The following is a 17,358-nucleotide window of genomic DNA, read 5'->3' as shown; positions in this document are numbered from 1 at the left end:
AATCATCAAGAGCGTATAAAATATATTCTTTCACGCCGTTGTTGGCGTGAGGCGCAGGGCTATGTATAGCCCACCAATAAAACAGGTTAATAGTTTTATTAATTTGCAATAGCCAGGTTTTAAAACTATTAATTTATGCGTGAAAGCATTACCGAGTATGCTCATTTCTTTACAGCTACTAACCTGGAATGGAAACCATTATTGCTACCCGATAAATACAAGGATATTATAATAGAGAGTATGCGGTTCCTGGTAAATGACCAACGGGTAATTATTTATGCGTTTGTTCTTATACCGAATCATATTTATATTATCTGGCAGTTGAGGGCTGGTAAAAAAAGAGAAGATGTTCAACGTGATTTTTTGAAACATACAGCACAGGCAATCAAAGAGAATATGAAGAAAAATAATAGAGAAGGATTACAGCCTTTTCTTGTTAATGCAAAGGACAGCAAATACCAGTTTTGGGAACGAGCACCTTCTGTATGGTGGAGTGATTGGAAAGCCATCTTTTCATTGTTGATATTAGAAATTTGGGTGCTGTTATCAGGCATGGTTTACTATAAGGTCTTTATGAAAAAAGACTTAGTTCCTGATAATCGTTTAGCTACAGTAAGCTTCGCTGTAGTAGTTGTATTATCATTGATTAAGTACTTTGTATTTGTACACCGAGACCACTGGAAAGAATATGTTCAAGAGTTCGGTAAATGGCCGGAAAGGAAAAACAAACTAGGGGCACTGATTGCATAACTGACTGTTTTATTTATTCTTACAAACATTATATTCTCCTTTTATCTAATTAGCCAGATAGACTGGAAACAATACGGATAGTAGATTTTATTTTAGAAGGAGACACAAGCAAAAGGAATGCAGATGCGAGACCCCGGGAGTGAAGTACAAAGCAGATAATGCCAAACATCAAAATTGATCTATGAGAAAAACATTTCTTTTGGATTTAATTTTTATTATTTCCTTTTCAGCTCAGTCCCAGTTAGCTGTATCCAAAATAATCGTTAGAATTCGAAAAATTATAAAATTGGTTTTGGGCTATTTGGTAATTATGAATACCCTTTAAATGAAACAGGTACTCAAAACCTGATGATAGAAATACTGAACCTTGAATATTTTCCCGGCAAGCCCTATAATTCATATGGTGATAAAATGTCCAGTGCATTTATTTCAATCTAGATAAGGTACCGCTATGTTTTCAGCCAGGAATCAAGAATTGGTTTTTATGTAGAACGTCAATTCGGTTATGTACGTTTGGTTCAAGTGGATGATCAATGAGCAGCCGAAGGACAATATGGTGATGGCTTTGCTGCAGCTTTTGAAACCGGTTATAGCCTTGAAGTAGGCGAGGTTGGTAATGCTTTTAATTTCGGAGTGAAATACGAAAATGATATGGCAGGCGCAGAGTTTAAAATTCAAACGGTCAGTTTTAGAGTCGGTTTCAGTTTCCTTATGTCTCGTCGTCGTGATCGATAAAATTATTTTAATCCTGTTGCATTTATTTTGAAGTTCACACCACATCAATTGTGAAATAAATCTGGTCTACACTATTATAGATCGTCTTCTATCGAAAAATAGTTTAAAGAACATGTGTGTGTTAATGATGAAAAGGAAATTAAGTTGTATACAATTTTTATTTTCAGAATAATTATTTTTCATAGCAGTTACTATTCATTCCATACAGCTTTTCGCGAGATAGCAACCGAGATTTGTATCCACAACAAATCCGAAAACTATGTTAGCATCCGTTACCTGGTATCAATACTTCCTAGCACTTCTTATTGCATCTGTTATTTATTACCTGTTCGTCTGGCTGGTGTTCTTTAAAGCGAAAATTTCTTTTTTGCCGAGCCCGAACTTCTTTCGCAGTGCGAACCCTCCTGGTGAAGACAGTCCTGATGAAATGCTCAGCACCACCCAACACATCATCGATGAGATCAAACCCCTGTTCGATGATCGTCATAATAAAAATGAGCTGATCTATGCTTTACAGTTAAAGCTTAAAAAATTTCAGCAATGGGAAGAACCAGGAATGCGGGAAGTTATCAATGCTTTTATCGCAGGCGAAAGTGAATCTAAATGCTCCATCCTTCTTAGTGAGGAAGATCAACGTGCCCTGTGGATATAGAAGGATGGAGCGCCAAACCCCCAGCCCCTAAAGGGGAGTAACTATAAATGAAAAAAAAGTATGAAAAAATTGAATGTTTTCTTTCTCTTATTGACCATCGCTGTTATTGTAAACGGCCAGGATGGTAATGCCGGTATCAATGAAGCGAATACGAAAGTGAGAAGTTATTTCGCCGCCGGTACCAATTTAATGTATGCCGTCGGTGCAGTAGTCGGACTCATCGGAGCAGTGAAGGTCTATTCCAAATGGAACAGCGGTGATCCTGACACCGGTAAAGTTGCTGCGGCCTGGTTTGGTAGCTGTGTTTTCCTTGTAGTCGTTGCCACTGTCATCCGATCCTTTTTTGGTGTTTAATTCTTTAATCCTTAAATCAAATTTTATGAAAACTAAATTTATCTTTTTTCTTTCTTTGATTTTTATTCATTGTTATTGCTCTGCACAGTATATCGGTGTGAAGGCAAGGTACTCCGAAACAAGATTGGTTGATGACTTCCCGAATCCTCCGAAACGTGAGAATCATTTGATCTTATCATTTTATGAAGTTACCGGGGTGAGTGTCTATACACCGGTTAGTTTGTCAAATTATGATATCTGGATCGAAAAACAAGGCTTGCAATATGGAAGTCTCATAGGAGGTGTACTTGATTCAAGCGGTAATAACTATCCCAATTATCCATGGACTGCACCCAAGGTTGTGTCTTATTATAATTCTTATGTTGGAAATTATATTGATTGCGGTCCAAGCGCCACTACACATTATGTTGTTAACGGCCATGAATTAGATTGCGGATTCATTACTGTTTCTTATTGGGATGTTGATAATGGAACAGGTAATCCCTATGAAGCTTTCCCAGCACCGAATGTTTGTCTTCCATACTATCAATTTCCGCATCCATATGCTGCATTACCGGGGAATGTAAATTTTGAATGGCCAATTCTTCCTGGTCCACCCTATAATTTTTACAATTTTTCGTGTATGGGAAGTCCGCTACAATTAGTTATACGTGGAGTGATTCCGCAAGGTGGGGGTAATTTTGAAATTCCGCTGCCGGTATTATTCTCGAATGTAAGTGGTGAGATCGTTAGCTCCGACAGTACGATGGTCTCATGGTCCAACTTAAGTGAATCAAATATCCTGCATTACGAAATTGAAAGCTCTGTTGATGGAAATGCGTTTCTTAGTTCGGGTATTGTGCCTGCTACAGGAAATAATGGAAATAGAGTAGACTACCGGTTTTCTATTTCTTCTCTGGCTTATAAAACTTATTATAGAATTAAGGCAATTGAAGTTAACGGTTCCTTTTTTTATAGCAAGGTGATCAATGTCAGCAAGCCTTTGGTTGTTAGTTCCGAAAGTTTTTCAGTATATCCAAACCCGGTGACAAGTGACCAGGTTACAATGAGGTTGCGTAATGCAGAACCCGGACGTTATATCTTTTTTATTCTTACCTCACAAGGACTGCATGTAAAACAAAAAATGATCGAACATAACGGAGGTGACCTTGTGCGGCAGATAGAATTGAATGGGCTGACCAACGGAACTTATCAATTGACACTTCAGTCACCGAGCAAAAAATATTCTCAAAAAATCATCTATGTCAACTAGTGTGTATTCTATCAATAAGGGAATCAACCGGCCCATTGAGTTCAAAGGACTAAAAGCACAATATATCTGGTGGCTGGGTGCTGGCCTGCTCGCACTACTGATCGTGTTTGCGATCCTTTATATATGCGGTGTCAATACATTTATTTGTCTACTGTTAATTGTAAGTGCCGGCACCTGGTTATTCCTGCACGTGTATCAACTCAGCCGAAAGTATGGTGAGCACGGGATGATGAAGATGATGGCAAAAAGAAGTATTCCATCAAACGTAAAGGTTTATTCAAGAAAAGTATTCACAAGTTTATGCAAAAAAAGATAGACGATATATTACCCATTTTTGGTGTTGAGCATGACTGCATACTTTCCAAGCAGGGTGATGTTACTCTTGTTTATGAAGTGCAGTTGCCTGAACTTTTTACATTATCCGACCAGGAGTATGAAGCATTGCATCAATCTTTGGTCAGAGCAATTAAAGTTCTTCCTGCCAATACTATTTTTCATAAGCAGGATTGGTTCACTGAAAGTAAAGTGGCTGCAGACTTCAGCGCCATAGGTGCAAGTTTTTTATCCAGAAGCAGTGAGCGTTTTTTTAATGAACGCCCTTATCTCGATCATCAATGTTATATCATGCTGACGAAGAAACCATCCGGCAGAAAATCGGGATCATCTTTATTTTCCAATTTACTCCGGAGATCGATCGTGCCTGAACAAACTTTAAAGCCTTCTCTTCTGCAAGACTTTTTGGATAGTGCAGGTCAATTTGCGAGGATACTAAAAGACAGTGGCTTCATTGAATTAAAAAGATTGGGTGATGCTGAGTTAACCGGTGATAAGAAATATTGTGGGTTAGTGGAACGATACCTGAACCTGCAGCCCAATGAAAAAAGTTTTCTTTTGCATGATATAAAATTCGATGATGGTATACAAGTTGGCCCTCATCATTGCCAGTTATTTACTCTTGCAGATGCAGCAGATCTCCCTGCTTACTGCGGCTCGCGCATCAACTATGATAAGTATTCGACTGATAAAACGAAGTTTAGTACAGGGTTTGCATCACCACTGGGACAATTGCTTCCCTGCAATCATATTTATAATCAATACATCTTTATTGAAGATGCTCAAAAGACGATATTAAAATTAGAAAGCAGAAGATTACGACTTCATTCTTTAAGTGCTTACTCCAGAGAAAACACCATCAGCCGCGACGCTACCAATGATTTTTTAAACGAAGCTATCGCACAGCAACGCTTGCCGGTGAAAGCTCATTTCAATGTATTAGTGTGGACTGACAGTAAGGATGGTTTGAAGGAAGTACGAAACCTGGTATCATCAGCCTTGTCCCAGATAGATGCCGTACCGAAGCAGGAGCTGTCGGGAGCGCCGCAACTATTCTGGGCAGGCATACCAGGGAACGCCGCCGATTTTCCGATGAATGACTCCTTTGATTCGTTCGCCGAACAGGCTTGTTGTTTTCTGAATTTAGAAACCAACTATCGTTCTTCATTATCACCGTGTGGCATTCGTCTCGGCGATCGCCTCAGCGGAAGACCTGTGCATGTTGATATAAGCGATGAACCAATGCAAAAAGGTATAGTTACGAATCGAAATAAATTTATTCTTGGCCCATCGGGCAGTGGTAAAAGTTTTTTCACCAATCATTTGGTCCGCAGTTATTATGAACAGGGAACACATATTGTATTGGTGGACGTGGGGCATAGTTATAAAGGGCTTTGCCAGATGGTAAATGGATATTACTTCACCTATGATGAATCAAACCCGATCCGCTTTAACCCGTTTTATATCGGTGAAGGTGATGTGCTGGACACCGAAAAAAAGGAAAGCATTAAAACATTGTTACTTGCTTTATGGAAAAAAGATAATGAAAGTTTTAACCGCTCTGAATATGTGGCACTCTCCAACGCTCTGCAGCTTTATTATGAGAAAGATTGTGCCTTCCGTTGTTTTGATTCGTTCTATGAATTCTTACAGACTGATTTTGTAGAGGTGTTAAAGGAGGATAAGGTAAAAGAGAAAGATTTCGATGTTTCCAATTTTCTCTATGTGTTGCGACCTTATTATAAGGGAGGTGAGTTTGATTACCTACTCAATGCAACCAAAGACCTTGAAATGCTGAAAGAACGATTCATTGTTTTCGAGTTAGATAATATCAAAGATCATCCTATACTTTTCCCGGTTGTCACGATCATCATCATGGAAGTGTTTATTTCCAAGATGCGGAAATTAAAAGGCCTGCGTAAAGTTATTCTTATCGAAGAAGCATGGAAAGCAATTGCGAAAGAAGGTATGGCCGAATATATCAAATACCTTTTTAAGACGGTGAGGAAATTTTTTGGTGAAGCAATTGTAGTGACGCAGGAAGTGGAAGATATTATTTCATCACCGGTAGTAAAGCAGGCAATTATCAACAACTCCGACTGTAAGATACTACTGGATCAAAGTAAATATCAAAACAAGTTTGACCAGATACAGGAGTTGCTGGGTCTTACTGAAAAAGAAAAAGCACTCGTGCTATCCATCAACAAAGCAAATGATCCAAGCAAAAGGTACAAGGAAGTATTCATCTCCCTGGGAGGGATGCTTTCGAAAGTTTATCGCACGGAAGTATCACCTGAAGAATACTTCGCTTATACTACTGAAGAAAAAGAAAAAGTGAAATTGATGCAATATACGGCCCGATCTAATGGGGATATGCAAAAGGGAATCACTGCGATGGTGGATGAAATGAGGAGTAAAACTGTTTTGTAAATATTAAAGGTTGAATTTATGAAAAGGATCATTGTAATGATAGGACTGCTGATCTCCGTGAATACGAAGGCCCAGATTCCCGTGCTTGAAATTATCAGACAGGGCGTCAAGAAAGTAATTATAGCTGTAGATCTGAAGATCCAACGAATGCAGAGTAAGGTTGTCATTCTGCAAAACGCCCAAAAGACAGTTGAGAACGCGATGTCGAAGGTAAAGTTAACTGAGATCAGCGAGTGGGTGGAAAAGCAACGGAAATTGTACGATGATTATTTCCAGGAATTGAAGATGGTAAAGGAAGGTATTGTTTTTTATCACCGCGTGAAGGAAGTTATATCTAACCAGGCAGCAATGGTCAATGAATATAAACAGGCATGGGCACTATTCCGGCAAGATAAAAATTTTACGAGTGATGAACTGAAGTATATGTTCAGTGTCTACACCGGGATGATGGATGAGAGCTTAAAAAATCTTGATCAATTATTTTTGGTTGTGACAGCGTTCACCACGCAAATGAGTGACGCAAAGCGTATGGAGCTCCTTAGTCTAGCCAGCGAAAATATTGAGGGTGGTTATATGGACTTGCGAAAATTCAACAATCAAAATAAAGTTATATCACTTCAGCGGGCTTCTGACAGGGCCGAAATTGAGTATTTAAAAAGAATGTACGGACTATGAAGTTATTATTAAAAATAATGTTGCTCCTGTTTGCCAACCTGGTGAATGGCCAAAACCATGATGAGTGGTTCAATCAAAAGGAAACACAAAGGAAATATTTACAGCAACAGATCGCTGCTTTCAAAGTTTATAGTGAATATGCCAGGAAAGGTTACGAGATCGCAGAGAAAGGTTTGAGGACCGTAAGCAATATACAGGATGGTGATCTTGACTTGCATAGAGAGTTCCTGCATTCCATGCGGTCTGTCAATTCAGCTATTAAATTTTATACGAGAGTGGAAGATATTGTTGTGCTGCAGGAAAGGATTATTAAAGTAACGAAAGAGACACTTAAAGGTGCGAAGGAAACGAAGGTATTTTCAAAAGGTGAACTTGAGTATTGTTCGATGGTCATTCAGAATTTGCTGAGCTCATGCCTTGACAATATTCAGGAATTATCAGATGTGATCGAAGATGAAAAGTTAGAAATGAAGGATGACGAGCGATTGAAGCGTATTGATTCAATTTTTGCAGATATGCAGGATAAGGCAGCATTTAGTTCTTCTTTTTCTGAAGAACTGGCTTTGCTTGCAGTTCAACGAATGAGAGAATTGAAGGAGGTGGATATTTCTAAGATATTAAACGGGTTAAAATGAAAAGGTATTTAGTTATTATATCATTACTATTTGGCAAGCTTTCTTTTTCACAAAGTGACGAAGCGCAGCAACTGTTGCTTAACTGGGAAAAACTAACGCAATTCAAAGTTATACTACAGCAAATGAAGGATGGTTACCAAATCCTGGATAAAGGGTATAACACTATCAAGAATATTTCTGAAGGAAGTTTCAGTTTGCATAAAACTTTCCTCGATGGTTTACTCGAAGTGAGTCCGCTGGTTAAAAAGTATAAAAGAGTGGCTGATATTATTGAATACCAGGTCAGGATCATTAAAGAATACAAAAGTGCATTTGAGCAATTTAAAAAGGATAAACAGTTCACAGCAGCTGAAATTGAAGTTATCCGAAAGGTGTATGTGAATTTACTAATAGCGAGTGTAAAAAATATTGACCTTTTGACGCTCGTGGTCACATCCGGTGAATTGCGAATGAGTGATGGTGAACGATTAGAAGCTATTGATGAAATTTATAACGGGATAGTGGATCAATATACATTCCTAAACGAGTTCAATAATAATACGGCGATCCTTTCCATTCAACGGGAGAAGGAAAAGATGGATATCGATCTGATGAAAAAGGTTCATGGTTATTAATTATTGTCTCAGAAAATAAAGTTAGTGTGTATGAGGAGTTCAGTGAGAGTGATTTTCATATTAATCGTATTAATGGTACCCTATTTTGCAGAAGCACAAATTGCAGGGCGTATCCGTAGTTTGAATGAAGTACTGGATACACTTTATTCTGATATGATGCCGCTGTGCAGCCGGTTAATTGGTGTTGGCCGCGGCATCGCCGGATTTGCCGCGACCTGGTATATCGCAGCAAGAGTATGGGGACATATTGCAAGAGCTGAGCCCGTTGACTTTTATCCCTTGTTCCGACCCTTTGTGCTAGGCTTTGCTATCCTGATATTTCCATCAGTAATACAGTTGATCAATCAACTGATGAAGCCGACCGTTACAGGAACTGCACAAATGGTGACCGACTCTGACAAGGCAATTGAACAGCTCCTTAAAATGAAAGAGGAAGCTATTAAGACTACTGCTTACTGGCAGATGTATGTAGGAGAGGATGGGGGAGGTGCGAGAGATAAATGGTACAAATATCATTACGGCGATAAGAGTGAAGGCTGGTTAAAGACCATCAGTAACGATATAAAATTTGCGTTCGCGAAGTTCTCTTATAACTTAAGAAACTCGATCAAACAATGGATGGCTGAAATATTGAAAATTTTGTTTGAGGCCTCAGCGCTTTGTATCAACACCATCCGCACTTTCTATTTAATTGTACTGGCGATACTTGGACCGCTCGTATTTGGTATCGCTGTCTTTGATGGTTTCCAGCATACATTGACTGTATGGATTGCACGCTACCTGAATATTTTTTTGTGGTTGCCAGTCGCCAACATCTTTGGGGGTATCATGGGAAAGATACAGGAGAATATGCTGAAGGAAGATCTGCAACAGATCGCAACCAATGGCGATACATTTTTTTCAACGACCGATACTGCGTACCTGATCTTTATGATCATCGGTATCATCGGGTATTTCACCGTGCCATCAGTCGCCAATTATATTATACATGCAGGTGGTGGTAATGCGCTGCTTCAAAAAGTTACGAATATAATGAGTATGTCAACCCGTTCAACAGTTTCGGGTTCTGTTTCGATGACAAGAGATGCACTCGGTGGTGCTTACAATAAAGTTACGTCGAGCATGGCTGACAGCGGCTCATCAGGTGGTTATTTCAAAGACAAAATTGAAGGGAATAAGAAAATTTAAGATAGATGTTTCAAAAAATGAAAAATATTGATTCGGCTTTCAGGCAGATGCGATCTTTCTCCTTTGCTTTTTTGGTCGCCTGTGTTTTGCTTACAAGTTTTGTTATTTATAAAAGTTTCAACGTAGCATCAGAAGCGCAGCAACGCGTTTTCATTTTGGCCAATGGAAAAGCGCTCGAAGCCTATTCAGCGGACAGGAAAGATAATGTAAAGGTGGAAGCAACAGACCACGTAAAAATGTTTCACTTTTATTTTTTTACGATGGACCCTGATGATAAAGTTATTAATAGCAATATTAATAAAGCATTATACCTCGCAGATGGCTCTGCCAAGGAACAGTACGATAACTTAAAAGAGAACGGATACTATACGAATCTTATTTCTGGGAATATCAGCCAGGAATTACAAAGTGACAGCATCCTGATCAATACCAATGAATATCCTTATCACTTCAGGTATACAGGTGTGCAGAAAATAATACGACCGACATCTATTGTAACGAGGAGCCTGATCACAGAAGGACAACTCCGGAATGTAACAAGGTCGGATAATAATTCACATGGGTTTCTTATCGAGCGGTGGAGGACACTAGAGAATAAGGATATTAAAATTGAGGATAGGCAGTAGCAGAGAAAAAGGAAAAGTATGTTTAGAAAAGCGAAAGTGCATAAAGAAAATGTTGTGCAAGATAGGGTTGCAAGTAAAATTGCCAGCAGTTTTATTAAGATCCAAGTTCTGTTCACCAAAGTAATGAACAAAATTTTTTCAGATATGGATGTAAAAAAAATGAAATTATTCCTGTTAACCTTTTGCGTATTCAGTGGGGGATTCAGTATTTACCTGGTGGTGAATGCTCTTGTTTCCAAACCTGTGCCAGCGATCAGGATCGATACTGTAAGTGTACCTAAACATATTGATAAAGCTGGTGATGAAATAATGGAAAATTTCATACCCGAAGAAATTTACCGGCAGATACAGGAATATAAACAATACATGGATAGTCTCGGGTTACCTATTGCAAAAAGTTTGCTCGATAGTATGAAAGTGCTGGAGGGAATTTATGAAGAACAACAACGATAAAAAAAATGTGACTATGAATAAAAGTGTGAAGGAACAAAGATTGTTATTGATGTTGCCCTTGTTGGTAATACCATTTTTAACGATGGCTTTCTGGGCTTTGGGTGGAGGCCGTGGGAAAGCAGAAACAAATGTGAGCGCAAAGGGACTGAATTTAAAGTTACCTGATGCAAAGTTCAAGGAAGAGAAGTTAAGAGATAAGCTTGACTTTTATGATAAGGCAAGCAGAGATTCATTGAAGCTGGATGAATGGATGAAGAACGATCCGTACTTTAAAAAGGATACGGGCCTCAATGCATTTTATGGCGATGAACTCCAGGAGCTCGCCGGCACCACCGCAAAGAAATATAATCAAAGGCTCAATGTATCACCTTATGAAGTTACAGAAGATAACCCTGAAGAAAAGGTGTTGAGAAAATTAAAGTTGCTGGAAAATGAAATTTCAAAGAAAGGGGATGTAACGCCCGATAAAGGTAAGGATGATGATCTTTCTAAAGAAGTGGAACGGCTTGAGGCAATGCTGAAAGTGAAAGATACTGGTTCGGATGAAGATCCTGAGATCAAACAACTGGAAGGAACACTCGATAGAATCCTCGATATACAGCATCCGCAACGTGTGAAAGAACGGATGAAAGAAAAGTTGAAGATGAATAGTGATAATGTGTTTGCTGTTTCAACAGAGCAAGGAACCGGTGATCTTACAAAAGGATTTTATGGTGTGAGTAATGCAAGTGAAGTTACTGAGCAAAACCTTATTGAAGGTACAGTTCATGGAACACAGGTTATCGTAACTGGCGCCGTTGTTAAATTTCGACTCGACCGTGATATTTATATCAATGGTCAATTGATCCCCAAGGATAATTTTATTTCAGGCATTGCAACGCTCGAAGGAGAAAGAATGAAGGTCGAAATTAATTCCATCACCAGTCGTAAGAATTTATATGCTGTCAAGCTCGAAGTGCATGATATGGATGGGCTCCCAGGTATTTATATTCCCGGAGCGATCACGCGCGATGTTGCCAGGCAATCAGCCGATAATAGTTTATCCATTATGGATATGCCTTCGGTTGATCCTTCTCTTAAGGCACAGGCTGCACGAACAGGGATAGGTGCTATTAAAAGTTTATTCTCAAGGAAATTGAAGTTGGTGAAGGTGACGATCAAAGGTGGTTACAAGGTATTTTTTAAAAATAAAAATTAAGTTATGAAACAATTAATTCCATTACTTCTTATCTGCAATGTTGCTTTATCGCAACAACCTCTTGCGATCACTACTGACAAAACGAGCAGTCTGATCTTTCCTTTCCCTATTAAGTATGTAGACAGGGGTACAAATGATCTGCTCGTACAACCCTTGAAAGAAAATGATAATATCCTGATGGTGAAAGCTGCGGCAAAACAATTTAAAGAAACGAATTTAAGTGTTGTTACAGGCGATGGCAGTGTTTATTCGTTTACTGTAAACTATAAAGAACGGCCATCTGAATTCATTTATCATCTGCCTGTCAACCGAAAGGCAAGCATAGCTACCTATGCCAATGCAATTTTAGATAATAAGCCATCGATACGTGTAATGCGTGTAGAAAAGTATGGAATAAAGGCGAGCATCATTGGTATCTATATCAAGGATGATGTAATTTTTTACCAGCTGTTATTATGCAATCATTCTCCACTTGATTATGATATCGATGTACTTCGCTTTTTTACCAAAGACAAAAGAAAAACTAAACGGACAGCGGTCCAGGAGAATGATCGTGTTCCTTTATACACTGCCGGAAATAAAAGTAAAGTTAAGGCTCATGATTTTTCTGTTGTCGTAGTGGCACTCGAAAAGTTCACGATCCCTGATGCAAAGTTTTTGGGTGTACAGATCATGGAAAAAAATGGAGGACGTCATTTTCAACTGAAGATAAACAATGGGCATATCATGAAGGCAGTGCCATTGCCGGAGTTGAGATAGGTGAAAGGGGAAAAGTGAGACGTGAAAAGTGAGACGTGAATGGTGAATGGTGAATGGTCAATAGTGAAAGGTGAAATGTGAAACGGGAAAAGTGAGACGTGAAAAGTGAAACGTGAAAAGTGAAAAGTGAAAGGTGAAACGGGAAAGGAGAAACTGAAATTTATAAAAATTAAAATTTGTCAATTATGAATGAAAAGAATTTAACGTACCTGGAAAAAAACCTGCTCTATGCAGGATTTGGTGAAACGCTGAACGCTCAACTTGCTGCGGAAGTTAAAAAGCAAGAGCCAGAGTTTAGTTTGAAACTGGAAACTGAAGTCAACAAACAGCCGGTAAAGGTCGAACTCTATTTTAAAAAGTCAACCGAAACAGACATGTACTTTTTTAATAAGTACGATGTACAAATGAAGGTAGACAGAGATAACCAGCAAATGCAGCAGGCCTTCTATATTAATAATGGCCATGGTCTCACTTTGAAAGAAGCTTATAATCTTCTAAATGGTCGTGCCGTGCATAAGGAGTTGGAAAATAAAGAAGGGGAGAAGTATAAGGCCTGGGTGAAGCTTGACTTCAGTGAAAAAGATACCCAAGGAAATTTTAAAAGACAGCAATTTCATGAGAATTATGGTTACAATGTCGCCGATGCTCTTGCGAAATACCCAATCAAAGAATTGCTGGATGAAAAGCAAAAAGAAGATCTTATAAAGTCTCTCCAAAAAGGTAATGCTCAGATCGTCACATTTGAAAAGAATGGTACTGCGGAAAAGCTATACGTTGAGGCTAATCCACAATTCAAGGCAGTGAATGTCTATGATATGAAGATGCAGCGGGTGGACAAACAGGAACTCGCTGAGAAGTATGGACAAACTTTGAATGGTAATGTAAAGGAAATGCAATCTTCAAAACAAAGTACGAAGGTGGATAAGAGTGATGATGATGCTCCGGATCAAAGTAAAAAAAAAATAAAAAGGGGTAAACGACAAAAGATCTCCTAGATGTATTTGAAAGTACTGGAAGGTTTTATGTTAGCAGTGGCGGAGGATCACAGGATTCACCCGGCGCATATCAGTTTATATGTTACACTGTTTTGCTTATGGAAGCAACAGCAGTATAAAGGTATGATCGATATGCGCCGGGATGAATTAATGAAGATGGCAAGGATCGTTGGAAGAGGAACGTACCAACGATGTTTAAGAGAATTGCATTCGGCTGGTCATATTAATTATCAACCTACGTTTAACAGGTTTGAGAATTCAAAGATCGCGATCGTTACCAGGTAAAGCTGTTGCATTGGGTGCAGCGCGCACCATTTTTGTGACGCGCAGTTTGTAAAAAATGAAGGTATGGTGAAGAAGTATGAAAGAACCGTGATGAAAGCCGTTGCATTATGTTTTAAACCATATCTAAAACCAGAGGAAGCGATGATCTATTGCAATCTCGGCCGAACACAGTTGAATAAGAAATGCGAAGACTACGGGATCTATAAGAATGAAAGCGGTTACTACAAAAAAGAAGAGCTGGATAAGATGCTGTCCGGGCAGCCTTCAGAAATTGAGATAAAAGCAAAGCAGGTGAGGATGAGATTCAGGTGAGAATCGGAAGAAGTCAAGACCTAGATTTGAGAGACTTTTACAACGGAGTTTTCCACTAGTATTTTCGCCCAAAAAAAATTATTTTAGCTCTCATGAAACTGGCTGCTATAATGATTTCTTTCATTGCTTTCACGTCTTTGCCTGCACAAACTATCTACACCGTTGCGGGTAATGGTACCATCAATAACTCAGGCGATGGTGGACCCGCTATTTATGCAGCTTTAAGTGATATGGGTTCTTGTTATCCGGCCTTCGACTACCTGGGAAATATGTACATCGCCCAGAATTTTAATAATACGATTCGAAAGATCGATGCAGCGGGCATCATTACTACCATTGCAGGATCAGATGCGATCACAGGTTATACCGGCGATGGAGGACCTGCAGTGAATGCGCTCATTCGCCATCCTTCTGCGATTGCCATTGACAATAACAATAATATTTATTTTGCTGACCAGTTGGGGACTGTAATCAGAAGGATCGATCCTGCCGGTATAATCACTACCGTGTCGGGTCAGGTTACAAGCAACTGTGCTGTTGGTGATGGTGGACCTTTGTTACTTGCAAGGTTTCGTGCAATAGCCGCATTAAGCTTCGATGCATCAAATAATTTGTATATATCGGACAACGGATGTCATACGTTAAGAAGAGTAAGTGCGGGTATTGTCACAACAATTGCTGGTAATGGTACGATTGGATATTCCGGTGATGGTGGTCCTGCAATAGCCGCACAACTAGCATTTCCAGGAAAAGTAGCTATTGATAATCTCGGTAATGTTTATATTCCAGATGGACAAAATCATCGCATTAGAAAAGTGACTAATTCGGGGATCATCACAACCATTGCAGGCACCGGGGTGCAGGGTTACTCTGGAGATAATGGCCCTGCAACATCGGCGCAAATTAAATTTCCCGGATCGGTAATTATTGACAATGCAGGCAACCTCTTCATGGGCGATGACAATGCTGTTATCAGGAAAATCAATGCAGCCGGTATCATCACCACTTATGCGGGCAGTGGCACATGGGGTTATGAAGGTGATGGAGGCCCGGCAATAGCTGCCAATATGCAATTCACTGAAGGCAGGATCAGCATCGATCATAATGATAATATTTATTTCGCCAATCAACACGTAGGGAATGTAATAAGGAAGATATCTAATTGCATAATGGCCACAATCGATCAGCAACCCTCTACAGCCATAATATGCAGTGGGTGGAATGCTTCTTTTAGTATCAGTGCAACTAATATCACAACTTATCAGTGGCAGGTGCAAACAGTTCAAGGCAGTTGGGTGAACTTAAATAACGATGCTATGTATTCGGGTGTGAATACAAACATTCTTTCAATAACGGCCGCGACCGCAAACATGAGCAATTACGGGTATCGTTGTGTTGCAAGCAATAGTTGCGGTGCAATTTTTTCCCGAGAGGGTTTATTACACATCCCTGCTACGCTCACTCCTTCCGTTTCCATCGTAGCAAACACTTCAACTATCTGTACGGGCCAGCAGGTCGTTTTCAATGCGACACCACTTAATGGAGGATCAGCACCGGTATATCAATGGATGAAGAACGGGATACCTGTCGGTTCAAACAGTAGTACGTATTCAGATAATACTTTTCAGAATGGTGATGTTGTTAACGTTACAATGGTTTCAAACGGCACTTGTCTCACAACTTCAACTGCAGTCAGTAACTCCATTACATTAAGTGTTAATGTTCCCGTCATAGTTGGCATCACCGTTGTTGCTTCAGCAAATAATGTTTGCTTTGGAACCCCCGTTACTTTTACAGCAACTGTGACTAATGGGGGTACTTCACCAGCCTATACATGGTTCAGGAATGGTACAAATCTTTTCCTGAACTCACCAACCTATACCGATAATACATTGACAGACGGAGATCACGTGTTTGGTGTTGTCGGATCAAGTTTACCATGCTTAGTCTCACCCGTTGTGCCGAGCATTCCTATTCAAATGCATATCATAGCTTCGGTAACTCCTTCCATAACCATCAGCTCTAATGTAGTCGATATTTGTCGTGGAGGCCAGGTCAATTTCATTGCATCAGCGATGAATGTCGGAACGACGCCAAGTTATCAGTGGTATAAAAATGGTGTACCAGTCGGAAACGGGTTAGTTAATTACGCCGATAACAGTTTTGTCAATGGAGATGTTGTCACTTGTAAGCTGAGTACCACCGGATCCTGTCTGACTACTACGGAAGCTACAAGTAATGCAGTGATGATAACAGTACATCCTGATGTTGTTGTAAATTTAGATCAGTCTAATTCATTATGTGCAGGTGATAGCAGGATTTTGAATGCCGGAAACTTCTCATCCTATAGCTGGAGCACAGGTGTTACGACACAGTCAATCACGGTGAATGCTCCCGGCACTTATTCTGTAACAGTAACCGATGATAAAGGTTGTGTGGGAACCGGTAGTACAACCATCACGACATTATTACCATCACCATCCGGTTTCATGCAGGCCGATACAAGCATTTGCGAATACAGTTCGCTCGTGTTGCAATCACTTCAGAATTTTTCCAGCTATAACTGGAGCACGGGTTCCGTGACCAAATCAATTACCATTACACAAGCGGGGCAGTATTGGTTAGAAGTTCGCGATAATAATGATTGTGTTGGTAAAGAATTTATAACAGTGGTACCGAAGCAATGCATGAAAGGGATCTTTGTTCCTTCGGCATTCACTCCAAACAACGATGGAAAGAATGATCTGATCAAACCCATCGCCTATGGAAATTTGGTTTCATACAAATTCAGCATCTTTAATCGCTGGGGCCAATTGGTATTTCAAACGTCCGATGCAGGCCAGGGATGGAACGGAATTTTCAAAGGGATTCCGCAGCCCAGCGACACTTTCATCTGGACCTGCAGTTATCAGTTTTCGGGTGAACAACCCAAACTCGTAAATGGTAGTTTTGTTTTAATACGATAAGCGGGGAGAAATGAGTTACTGTTTGCTTATGGTTATTGATCCTTCGAGAGGAACCATTCTTTTAATTGGTGACCCTTATTGACGACGAGGGGACGGATATGCCGTATTCGTATTTAAAAAATGATCGCACCCGTTTAAAATCATAC

The 17,358-nt window shown here is 39.7% G+C and carries 18 protein-coding genes; all 18 read left to right on the top strand.

The window, feature by feature from the left end; all coding sequences use genetic code 11:
- The first annotated feature begins 135 nt into the window (after positions 1–135).
- The 18 genes from E6H07_16785 (at position 136) to E6H07_16700 (ending at position 17,212) form a co-directional block, all read left to right on the top strand.
- A complete protein-coding gene (locus tag E6H07_16785) occupies positions 136–750 on the top strand; it encodes a hypothetical protein (protein TMI63054.1) in 615 nt (204 codons plus the stop codon).
- Positions 751–1,744: 994 nt separating this feature from the next.
- The gene (locus E6H07_16780; protein ID TMI63053.1) at positions 1,745–2,137 is read left to right on the top strand and encodes a hypothetical protein; all 393 of its coding nucleotides are present in this window, start codon (positions 1,745–1,747) and stop codon (positions 2,135–2,137) included.
- A gap of 60 nt (positions 2,138–2,197) precedes the next feature.
- Entirely contained in the window at positions 2,198–2,491 is a 294-nt protein-coding gene (locus E6H07_16775; protein ID TMI63052.1) for a DUF4134 domain-containing protein, read from the top strand.
- A 25-nt stretch (positions 2,492–2,516) separates the two neighbouring features.
- Positions 2,517–3,743 (top strand): T9SS type A sorting domain-containing protein, encoded by a 1,227-nt coding sequence (locus tag E6H07_16770; GenBank protein ID TMI63051.1) that lies wholly within the window; start codon positions 2,517–2,519, stop codon positions 3,741–3,743.
- A complete protein-coding gene (locus tag E6H07_16765; protein TMI63050.1) occupies positions 3,733–4,059 on the top strand; it encodes a DUF4133 domain-containing protein in 327 nt (108 codons plus the stop codon). The genes E6H07_16770 and E6H07_16765 overlap by 11 nt, the downstream gene beginning before the upstream one ends.
- A complete protein-coding gene (traG, locus tag E6H07_16760; protein TMI63049.1) occupies positions 4,044–6,506 on the top strand; it encodes a TraG family conjugative transposon ATPase in 2,463 nt (820 codons plus the stop codon). Before E6H07_16765 ends, traG begins: the two co-directional genes overlap by 16 nt.
- An 18-nt stretch (positions 6,507–6,524) precedes the next feature.
- Positions 6,525–7,181: a conjugal transfer protein TraI gene (locus tag E6H07_16755; protein ID TMI63048.1), complete on the top strand. Its 657-nt coding sequence runs from the start codon at positions 6,525–6,527 to the stop codon at positions 7,179–7,181.
- Positions 7,178–7,816, top strand: coding sequence for a hypothetical protein (locus E6H07_16750; GenBank protein ID TMI63047.1), 639 nt, complete (start codon positions 7,178–7,180; stop codon positions 7,814–7,816). The genes E6H07_16755 and E6H07_16750 overlap by 4 nt, the downstream gene beginning before the upstream one ends.
- The gene (locus tag E6H07_16745; GenBank protein TMI63046.1) at positions 7,813–8,430 is read left to right on the top strand and encodes a TerB family tellurite resistance protein; all 618 of its coding nucleotides are present in this window, start codon (positions 7,813–7,815) and stop codon (positions 8,428–8,430) included. Before E6H07_16750 ends, E6H07_16745 begins: the two co-directional genes overlap by 4 nt.
- Before the next feature lie 30 nt (positions 8,431–8,460).
- Positions 8,461–9,618 carry a conjugative transposon protein TraJ gene (gene traJ / locus E6H07_16740; GenBank protein TMI63045.1) on the top strand — a complete coding sequence of 386 codons (1,158 nt, stop codon included), beginning with the start codon at positions 8,461–8,463 and terminating at the stop codon, positions 9,616–9,618.
- A 5-nt stretch (positions 9,619–9,623) separates the two neighbouring features.
- Positions 9,624–10,244 carry a conjugative transposon protein TraK gene (gene traK / locus E6H07_16735; protein ID TMI63044.1) on the top strand — a complete coding sequence of 207 codons (621 nt, stop codon included), beginning with the start codon at positions 9,624–9,626 and terminating at the stop codon, positions 10,242–10,244.
- An 18-nt stretch (positions 10,245–10,262) separates the two neighbouring features.
- A complete protein-coding gene (locus E6H07_16730; GenBank protein TMI63043.1) occupies positions 10,263–10,697 on the top strand; it encodes a hypothetical protein in 435 nt (144 codons plus the stop codon).
- Positions 10,678–11,895 carry a conjugative transposon protein TraM gene (traM, locus tag E6H07_16725; GenBank protein ID TMI63042.1) on the top strand — a complete coding sequence of 406 codons (1,218 nt, stop codon included), beginning with the start codon at positions 10,678–10,680 and terminating at the stop codon, positions 11,893–11,895. Before E6H07_16730 ends, traM begins: the two co-directional genes overlap by 20 nt.
- 3 nt (positions 11,896–11,898) lie before the next feature.
- Positions 11,899–12,654 (top strand): DUF4138 domain-containing protein, encoded by a 756-nt coding sequence (locus E6H07_16720; protein TMI63041.1) that lies wholly within the window; start codon positions 11,899–11,901, stop codon positions 12,652–12,654.
- 185 nt (positions 12,655–12,839) lie between these two features.
- Positions 12,840–13,649 carry a hypothetical protein gene (locus E6H07_16715; GenBank protein ID TMI63040.1) on the top strand — a complete coding sequence of 270 codons (810 nt, stop codon included), beginning with the start codon at positions 12,840–12,842 and terminating at the stop codon, positions 13,647–13,649.
- Entirely contained in the window at positions 13,650–13,934 is a 285-nt protein-coding gene (locus E6H07_16710; GenBank protein ID TMI63039.1) for a hypothetical protein, read from the top strand.
- Positions 13,935–13,997: 63 nt separating this feature from the next.
- Complete coding sequence (locus E6H07_16705; protein TMI63038.1) at positions 13,998–14,246, top strand: hypothetical protein; 249 nt, start codon at positions 13,998–14,000, stop codon at positions 14,244–14,246.
- Positions 14,247–14,338: 92 nt separating this feature from the next.
- Positions 14,339–17,212, top strand: coding sequence for a T9SS type B sorting domain-containing protein (locus E6H07_16700; GenBank protein TMI63037.1), 2,874 nt, complete (start codon positions 14,339–14,341; stop codon positions 17,210–17,212).
- The last annotated feature ends 146 nt before the right edge of the window (positions 17,213–17,358 follow it).

The organism is Bacteroidota bacterium, from assembly GCA_005882315.1.
Lineage (GTDB): Bacteria > Bacteroidota > Bacteroidia > Chitinophagales > Chitinophagaceae > VBAR01.
Note: the sequence above shows the minus strand (reverse complement) of the source record. Positions and strands in the feature narration are given on the sequence as shown.